Source organism: Zarconia navalis LEGE 11467, assembly GCF_015207075.1.
Taxonomy (GTDB): Bacteria; Cyanobacteriota; Cyanobacteriia; order Cyanobacteriales; family Geitlerinemataceae; genus Zarconia; species Zarconia navalis.
On the sequence record NZ_JADEXN010000209.1, the window covers coordinates 1 to 8326 of the forward strand.

The 8326-nt window shown below is 47.2% G+C and carries 8 protein-coding genes; 6 read left to right on the forward strand and 2 right to left on the reverse strand.

From position 1 onward, the window contains the following. From IQ235_RS12245 to IQ235_RS12260, 4 genes are all read left to right on the forward strand, one after another. Positions 1-257: Uma2 family endonuclease (locus IQ235_RS12245; protein ID WP_264321743.1), on the forward strand; the 257-nt coding region annotated here is incomplete at its 5' end. A gap of 15 nt (positions 258-272) precedes the next feature. Beyond that, entirely contained in the window at positions 273-1241 is a 969-nt protein-coding gene (locus tag IQ235_RS12250; RefSeq protein ID WP_264321744.1) for a Uma2 family endonuclease, read from the forward strand. Between the two features lie 124 nt (positions 1242-1365). Beyond that, a complete protein-coding gene (locus tag IQ235_RS12255; protein ID WP_264321745.1) occupies positions 1366-2583 on the forward strand; it encodes an AAA family ATPase in 1218 nt (405 codons plus the stop codon). Between the two features lie 14 nt (positions 2584-2597). Continuing rightward, positions 2598-3236, forward strand: a complete 639-nt coding sequence (locus IQ235_RS12260) for a DUF4276 family protein (RefSeq protein ID WP_264321746.1) — start codon at positions 2598-2600, stop codon at positions 3234-3236. Between the two features lie 56 nt (positions 3237-3292). Here IQ235_RS12260 and IQ235_RS12265 read toward each other — a convergent pair whose 3' ends face one another. After that, positions 3293-4996, reverse strand: coding sequence for a cytochrome c biogenesis protein (locus tag IQ235_RS12265; protein ID WP_264321747.1), 1704 nt, complete (start codon positions 4994-4996; stop codon positions 3293-3295). Positions 4997-5159: 163 nt separating this feature from the next. Beyond that, positions 5160-6968 carry a cytochrome c biogenesis ResB family protein gene (locus IQ235_RS12270; RefSeq protein WP_264321748.1) on the reverse strand — a complete coding sequence of 603 codons (1809 nt, stop codon included), beginning with the start codon at positions 6966-6968 and terminating at the stop codon, positions 5160-5162. A gap of 453 nt (positions 6969-7421) precedes the next feature. Between IQ235_RS12270 and IQ235_RS12275 the strand changes: the two genes are divergently transcribed. Continuing rightward, entirely contained in the window at positions 7422-7982 is a 561-nt protein-coding gene (locus IQ235_RS12275) for a globin family protein (RefSeq protein WP_264321749.1), read from the forward strand. Positions 7983-7992: 10 nt separating this feature from the next. Then, the coding region (locus IQ235_RS12280) for a hypothetical protein (RefSeq protein ID WP_441373263.1) at positions 7993-8326 on the forward strand (334 nt) is incomplete at its 3' end.

Here is an 8326-nt window from a genome sequence, read left to right on the forward strand (position 1 = left end):
TGCCGCCGCCTTTGTTAGTCGTTGAAGTGGTTAGTCCGAACCAAGAGAAGCGGGATTATCGATACAAACGAACGGAGTATGCCGCCAGAGGAATTGCCGAGTATTGGATTGTCGATCCGATGTTGCAACAGGTGACGATACTTGAATGGGTTGAAGGGTTATATGAAGAGAAAGTGTATACCGGAAATGATGCGATTGCCTCTTCAATTTTTGAGAGTTTAGATTTGACAGTCGATCGGGTTTTGCAAGGGAAATAGGCGAGAGTAATCAACGTGAGACGACTAAAACGCTTTTTTCTACAGGTAGCTGAGGTAGAAGTCGAAATCTGTAGAGATGTAGATGGCAAGTATTTTGTTCGTCACAATCTATATTGGAGTATTCTTTATAAAAACAAAAATTCCGATCCTCAGCGTAACTGCATTATTCAAAATTTACAGGAAATGGCGAATAGTAAAGTTTCTACGATTAAGTGGGTCGGTTATAACTTTGAATTTGAAAAAATTATTTTTGAAGAGGCAATGAAAGTAGAAGTCGTTCTGCTCCCACTGCTGATGTTTGAAGACTTTATTCGCTATCATGTAAAAAAAATACAGGAATATAATATTAAGTCTGACTACGTTCAGTTGGGAAAATGGCTTGAAAATCAATCACTAGAGAATAAGGTGAAAACAATGACTGCTACATCTGCAAAAATGACACTGGCAGAATTTATCGACTACGACGATGGGACGGATAGGTTATACGAGCTTGAAAATGGGGAACTGATTCTAATGCCTTCTGAAAGTGAAATTAATCGGCGAATTGCCATGTTTCTGCTGATATATTTCAGTCAACTGGGAATTCCACCACAGCGACTCACGATGAAGATGGAATTGGCAGTGAGCGGTTCGCGGGTATCGGTGCGAGTTCCCGATTTAATGGTCTTATCTAAAGAGTTAGAAATTGCATTGGAAGGGGCAACACGCTCAATTGTGATGATGGAGATGCCGCCGCCTTTATTAGTCGTTGAAGTGGTTAGTCCGAACCAAGAGAAGCGGGATTATCGATACAAACGAACGGAGTATGCCGCCAGAGGAATTGCCGAGTATTGGATTGTCGATCCGATGTTGCAGCAGGTAACGATACTCGAATGGGTAGAAGGGTTATATGAAGAGAAAGTGTATACCGGAAATGATGCGATCGCCTCTTCAGTTTTCGAGAATTTAGATTTGACAGTCGATCGAATTTTGCAAGAAAAATAGATGTAACGAAAAGTAAATCAGTCACAGTGACTGGGATTACGTCTAAAGTATTGTTCTGGGTGAGGTAATTGCGCCACAGCCGACTAGAATACTACCCAGTAGTGCCTTCCAAATCGAACCCGCTATGCCCAAGCCCAGCATTCCTCGGATCGAGCAACTGAGAGTTAAAAACTATCGCGCGTTGCACGATCTCGAACTGAAGGAGATTACACCACTGACAGTCTTCTTGGGACCTAACGGAAGCGGTAAATCTACTATTTTTGATATATTTGCGTTTCTGTCGGAATGCTTTCAATCTGGTCTTCGTCGTGCTTGGGATCGGCGCGGACGGTTTCGAGAACTGCGAACTCGAGGAATGGAAGGTCCGATATCCTTTGAGTTGAAATATCGAGAAAATGATAAAACCCCTCTGATTACTTATCATCTGGCGATCGATGAAGGACCTCGCGGCCCCTTTGTGGCTGAGGAATGGTTGCAGTGGCGACGTGGAAAAAAATATGGCGCGCCCTTCAAGTTTTTGAACTTTAAGGAAGGGGCAGGTAATGTAATTAGCGGTGAGATGCCTGAAGAAAAAGCCGATCGCATTCCTCAAGAACTCGACTCTCCCGATCTACTCGCAGTTAATACGCTCGGTCAATTTGCGAGTAATCCTCGCGTGAGCGCTCTCCGTCGATTTATTAGTGGATGGTATCTGTCCTACCTGTCCGCAGATCGCGCTCGCAGCACCCCGGAAGCAGGCCCTCAAGAACGGCTTTCCGAAACGGGCGATAACCTGCCCAACGTTATTCAATACCTCAAAGAGCAACATTCCGATTGCCTCGATCGAATTCTGACAACCCTAACTCACCGCATTCCCCGCCTACAAAGCATCGATGCGGCGATGATGCAGGATGGACGATTGCTCTTACAAATCAAAGATGCGCCATTTGAAAGACCCATTATGGCTAAATTTGCCTCAGATGGCACTCTAAAAATGCTGGCGTATTTAACGGTTCTCTACGATCCAGATCCGCCTCCACTCATCGGCATTGAAGAACCGGAAAACCATCTCCATCCCCGCTTACTTTCTGAGTTGGCTGAAGAGTGCCGAACTGCATCGGGTCAGAGTCAGTTAATGGTGACAACCCACTCCCCCGACTTTGTTGATGCCTTGCGTCCAAACGAACTGTGGGTTCTCTATCGCGATGAAAGTGGTTTTACTCGGGCAAAGCGAGCTGCCGATATGCGCGGCATTCCTGAATTAATTACTGAAGGGGCAACCCTTGGGAACCTCTGGATGGAGGGATACTTTGAGTTTGGCGATCCGCTGAAAAACCAGGGCGCACCAAAAACTCAACTTTAGTCTTGACGATCGAAATGACCAGATTGCATCTAGAAATTTTAGTCGAAGAATATTCCGCAGAAGTTGCCCTCGAACAATTGTTACCCAAAATTCTGCCATCTGATATTGAGTTTGAAATTCGTTCGTTTCGAGGTAAAAAGGATTTGCTGAAGAAGCTTCCCCAACGCCTCAAAGGTTATCAAGCATGGCTGCCAGAGAATTGGCGAATTCTAGTACTTTGCGATCGCGATAATGAGGATTGCAAAAAATTGAAAAAAATACTCGAAGACTGTGCGACTTCTAATGGATTTACGACGAAATCGAGTTCAGAAACCCAAAAGTTTATCTTGCTCAATCGAATTGCGATTGAAGAACTGGAAGCTTGGTTTTTAGGAGACGCAATAGCTATTTATCAAGCGTACCCCAAAATAGAAAAAAGCTTTGCAGCACGACAACGTTATCGCGACCCGGATGCAATTAAAGGAGGAACCTGGGAAGCCTTGGAAGACTTACTGCAAAAGAAAGGATATCATCCAGGTGGGTTGAATAAGGTTGAAGCTGCTCGAAAAATTTCCGAGTATATGCAAACTAAAAATAATCGCTCTGTAAGTTTTCAGTGCTTTTGCTCTGGAATACAAGCCTTTTTCAGCTCAGATGAAAACTCTAACGAATAAGCGAAGTTTGATGTTTCGATCGCGGTTTATCACTTCATTAACAAACAGATGACAACTCAATCCGGTGCGTAAATCTGGGGAAATTGAGTTTTTTCTTTTTGTTGCTCTTTCTTCCGTCCTCTCTGCTTCACCGCCACAATCGCCACAAACAGCAAATCCAATCCCACCAAACCCGCAACAATTAACTCCGACCCTCCCGTGGCAAAGCCGTAGCTGTGCAATCCCGTTCCCAACACGAAATTTACCCCATACCACGCCATCAACACCCCATTGAACGCCACCACACTCGTCACCGCCATGGCAAAGTCGGAAAACCAACCCGCCAAACGTCCGTGGAGAGGAACGACGTAGCACATCAGGGCGATTAAAGCCCAGGTTTCTTTCGGGTCCCAACCCCAGAACCGACCCCAGGAGAAGTGGGCCCAGATGCCCCCGAGGATAATTCCCGCACTGAGTAAGAGTACGCCAACTTGCAACAGGGCGTAATTCCATTTCGACAGGCTGCGGATTCTCGGGGTGGCTTGGGGGGCAAACAGGTAATGGCCCAGGAGAATGTGGCCCAATCCCAACGCGAGGGCAAAACTGGCGTAGCCCAGGGTAATGGTGGGGACGTGGATACTTAGCCAGAAGTTATCACGAAGGACGGGAACCAGGGGTTTGAGGGTGGGGTCGAGAATGGCGGGGAGGCTGTCGGAGAGAATCAGACAAACGATCGAAAGTGGGGCGGCTGCCAAAAGATAATACTTCGCCCGGTAGATACATTCAAATAATAATGCGATCGCCGCAATCCCAAATCCCACCCAAATCACCGACTCGTACATATTCGTCACCGGGGGTCTGCCGGCGATTTGCACCCGGGTGAGGAAGCCGTAACCGTGGATGAGGAGACCGCTACCGAAAATGCCTAACGCCCCCCAATAGATATTCTCAGCTTTGAACGCCATCACCAACACCATGGCAATAAAACCGAGACCATACAGCCGCCAGGCTTTGGCGAAGGGGTGAAGGTGATAGAAGCTTACTTCTCGATGCAATGTTGCATGTTCGGGGTAGACGTTGGGACTCAAGGCGGCAAGTTGGGTAGAGAGCGATCGGGCAATTTCTCCTAAAATCGATTCATCCTGGGGATTTTCTCGATAAGCATTCCGTAGGGCATCGTAGTCGGTTTGAATGGCTTCGACGGATGGGTCGTCGTAGTATTGTTGCGCGTCCTCAATCCCTACCCAAGTTCCTTTAATATCTGTGGGATGGGGCACCAGGGGCAGATTATTGGTGCCGACGGTTTCGAGGGTTAGCGCTAATCGGTCTTCGATGGTGAGGGCTTCTCGTTCGTCTCGCGTCAGGGGTATCTTGTCGGCTTGTTTTTGTCGGGCCGTCCATAGAATTGAATTGAGATCCGATCGCATCAACTCGGAAAAGGTAAAATATTTGCGATCGACATCGAGTCCGAGACTTTCTTTGAGGGGGCGATAACTCACCAAAATGAAGGGTTCTTCGTTCCAATCGCGGGTATTGAACCACAAGGATAAATAGGTGGATAAGTAATCCAGCTTTTCCTCATTGAGGGGTTGATAACTTGTCTTCCCGTGAATTTGGGTGACGGTTTCTCTGGCAAGGGTATCTAATGGTTTTTTGCGCCCTTCGAGTTGAACGGTCAATTCTTGTAGCGGGTCGAGGGGGGAGGTTTGAAATTGGCTAACTGGCAGAATCAGGATGAGGAGTCCGAGGCAGATGCCAATTAGGAATTTGAGGAGTTTCATTGGGAATACTGATTTTTATAAACCACAAAGGCACAAAGGACACGAAGATAAGAAGGAAGAGAAGGTGGGAAGGAAGAGAAGGTGGGAAGGAAGAGAAGGTGGGAAGGAAGAGAAGGTGGGAAGGAAGAGAAGGTGGGAAGGAAGGGAAGAGATGACCCATCGTTTATGAGATGGGGGTTAAGTTTCGATCGATTCCTTCATCCTCGGGTTTTTCAGCAACCTCTGGAGTCACTGCGGTTGCGGGTTCGGTCTGGTTTGATTTCGATCGCATCTTTCGCATCAAAGCCGGGGCGTAGAACATTACCGCAATCCCGGACACGACTAATGCAGAACCGGTCCAAGTCAGGGCTGTTACCCACGTGGGTTCCCGTTTGACTTGCAATGTCGATTGCTGCAAATCGCCGGGGTTCCAGGAGGCTTGGGCGATTTTCCAACCGCGATACCAGGTGGGATGGTTCATCCACACGTTGCGCTGTTTGGAGATGCGGTTGATGGGGTCTTGGATGCGGATTTTGCTCGTCCACATGGCAACGGATTGCGATCCTTCATTGCGATCGACAATGAAATCCTCTAACTTAATCCCAAAGGGCAGTGCCAGTAATTTCGGACCGAATGCGGCGTAGATTTCGCCCTCGGGTTCTTCAATGGTGGTGGGTTCTCCCCAAGGTAGCCAGGTGGCGGTTCCGGCGGCGGTTTTAACTAAAAGTGCTGGGTTTCCTTGAACTTGCGGATTGTCTGCGGGGACGATGGTTCGTTGCAGTTTGCCGTGGGGGATATATTCTTTGAGGGTAATTTGGAAATCCGCCCAGCCGGGGGTGACGGATTCGCCGATGGCTAATGTACCGGATTTGAATCCATTGGAGGATTTTGCCGTGTAGTAGAGTTTGTCGTCTTCGGTGGCGATGACGTGAAAATAATCTTCTGCTGGGGGGGTTTCAAATTGGTAGTCCAGTTGCAAGTCGGCAATCCTCTCGCCGGAGATGACAGTACGAATGGGGGGAAACTCAGCTTTTCCAAATACGAACCAGCCTTCTGTCCCCGTTGATGAGGAAATTTCGAGCAAGATAGCGGGGTTGTTGAATTGGGAGGAGGCGGTGGTGGGAAGACGATTTTTATCGAGACGGAAATCGGGGAAGAAATCGACCAGTTCGATGGTTAAATCGTTAAAATTAACGGACTTTGAGATATTATCTTTGACATCAACGATCGCCTGCTTTTGGCCTCGATCGATTTTAAGTTCTCCCCACAGATGTTGGGTTTTGTTGCTTGGGGGAGATAAAAGCTGTTGCAGTTCTTCATCTGAGTTTGTTTGGACGATCGCCAGTTCGGCAATCCCAAGTGTCATCTGAGAGTAACTGCTGGGGGCAACGGCGAGGGAACGCTCGATATTTTGCCCCATGCGATCGCTGGTTAAACTCAATCGGACGGCGGGATTCGGAACGGTTTCACCTTCAATAAACTGAATAGAGCGTACGGTGTTTTCGCGGTAGTCGGCTAACTCTAATCCTGCCAAATATGTGGGGTAAACTTTACCGGATCGATTGATAAATATATTACCGGATTCAACGGTTCGATCGGGATTCATCACTTCGAGTAAATCCCCTTGCATCCGAACTTGGTTGTTAGCACCGCGATCGGTTCTCACCAGTAGCATTCCCTCTACTCCCAGGTGAATCACCGCCGCAGAACCGGCAATAATCACGATTAAACCGAGATGCGTGAGGGCAAAACCGACTTGCCGGGCATTGCGCCAAGGATAGCGATTGAGAGCCGAAACCCCTAAGTTGACAGCGAGAAGGAACATCAAAGCCCCGAACCAAGGACTTTGGTAAATCTCGTGCTGAACCGAAACCGAACCCACTTTAGATTCGTAAAATGTTGCGCCAACTAATACGAGAACGATCGCACCGAGCAGGGGAACTGCAAGTTGAATCGAACCGATGAATCGCCAAATGCGATCGAATGTCTTCATTTACAATTTTTAATATTACGAAACTGTACGCTCTGTTCTCGATTTCTTCATCTACCCTAATTATTTTTAGTTTTACTTTTGTATCAAAAGTTGCAAAAAATGGGTAAATTTTCTCAATCTATCGATTGGCTATGCATTTTATTCATGAACTCCATGCATTTTATTTTGAGCAATGTAAGTTCCTAGATCGCTCGAACCGATATTCTGAAATAGATTTAGGCGATCGAAACCTCATAAATTCATGAATTGAAGTAGTTAGCACATTATTTTAGTTCAAGAAAACCTGACATTCAATTATTGAATCATTTTGATTTAATATCAGCATTTATTAATTTATTTGTTATCGACGATACAAATTTAAACGTTGATTTCGATACGATACATAGCCAGTTAGTTAAGTCTTCTTCGACTTAATTTTCCCGAGAGATCGTTACTATCCTGTTGTCAACACAAATGTCTTTAAACGTCGAACTTCTAGAAAGTTCCTTCGAGAAAATCAAACCTCGTGCCGGTGAATTTGGGGCGAGTTTCTACGAAAACTTGTTTCGGATGTATCCAGAAGCCAAGCCCCTATTTGCCACAACCGACCTGGCAGAACAACAGAAAAAGCTAATTGCCTCCCTGGTTTTGGTGGTGGAAAATCTGCGCAAACCCGATGCTCTCGAAAGTCCCCTCAAAGGTTTGGGCGCGCGACACGTTCAATATGGGGCGCTGCCGGAACATTATCCCCTGGTGGGTAATGCCATCCTCACCACCTTCGAGCAGTATTTGGGCAACGATTGGACGGCAGATGTCAAGCAGGCTTGGGTAGAAGCTTACGGCGCGATTACCGAAATCATGCTTTCCGGGGCCGATTACGACTCCAAAACCGTCGAACTCGAAGCGGTAACGGCATCAACGCCTGCCGCATCAACACCTACCGCACAGCCAAAGTCTTCCGTCAATTGGGGAATCTTCGGTGCTGTTTTCGGCGGCATGGGTACGATCGCAACCATCTTACTCCTGCTGGCTTGAAAGGTAACTCATGGCGTTCGATATCGGCAAGCGGTTCAAACCCGGCAAATTTTTCAAATCCAACATTGCCATTCTCGGCGTTGTCCTAATTTTGTGCGTGTGGCTGACGGGGGCTTTTGCCATGGATAAGCGCAGTGTCTTCCTTCCTGGAGAAACCTCCAACGGACACGTTCTGTTTGAAGAGTCTTGTAGTTCCTGCCACGAAGGATTTAAACCCGTTACTAACGAGACCTGCAACCGCTGTCACGAAGCCGAGATGGCCCAAGATATGCACGGCCAGAAGAAGTTTCGCGACCCCCGCTGGGCGGAGTTGTTGTTGGAGTTGGACGTGCTGACTTGTACCG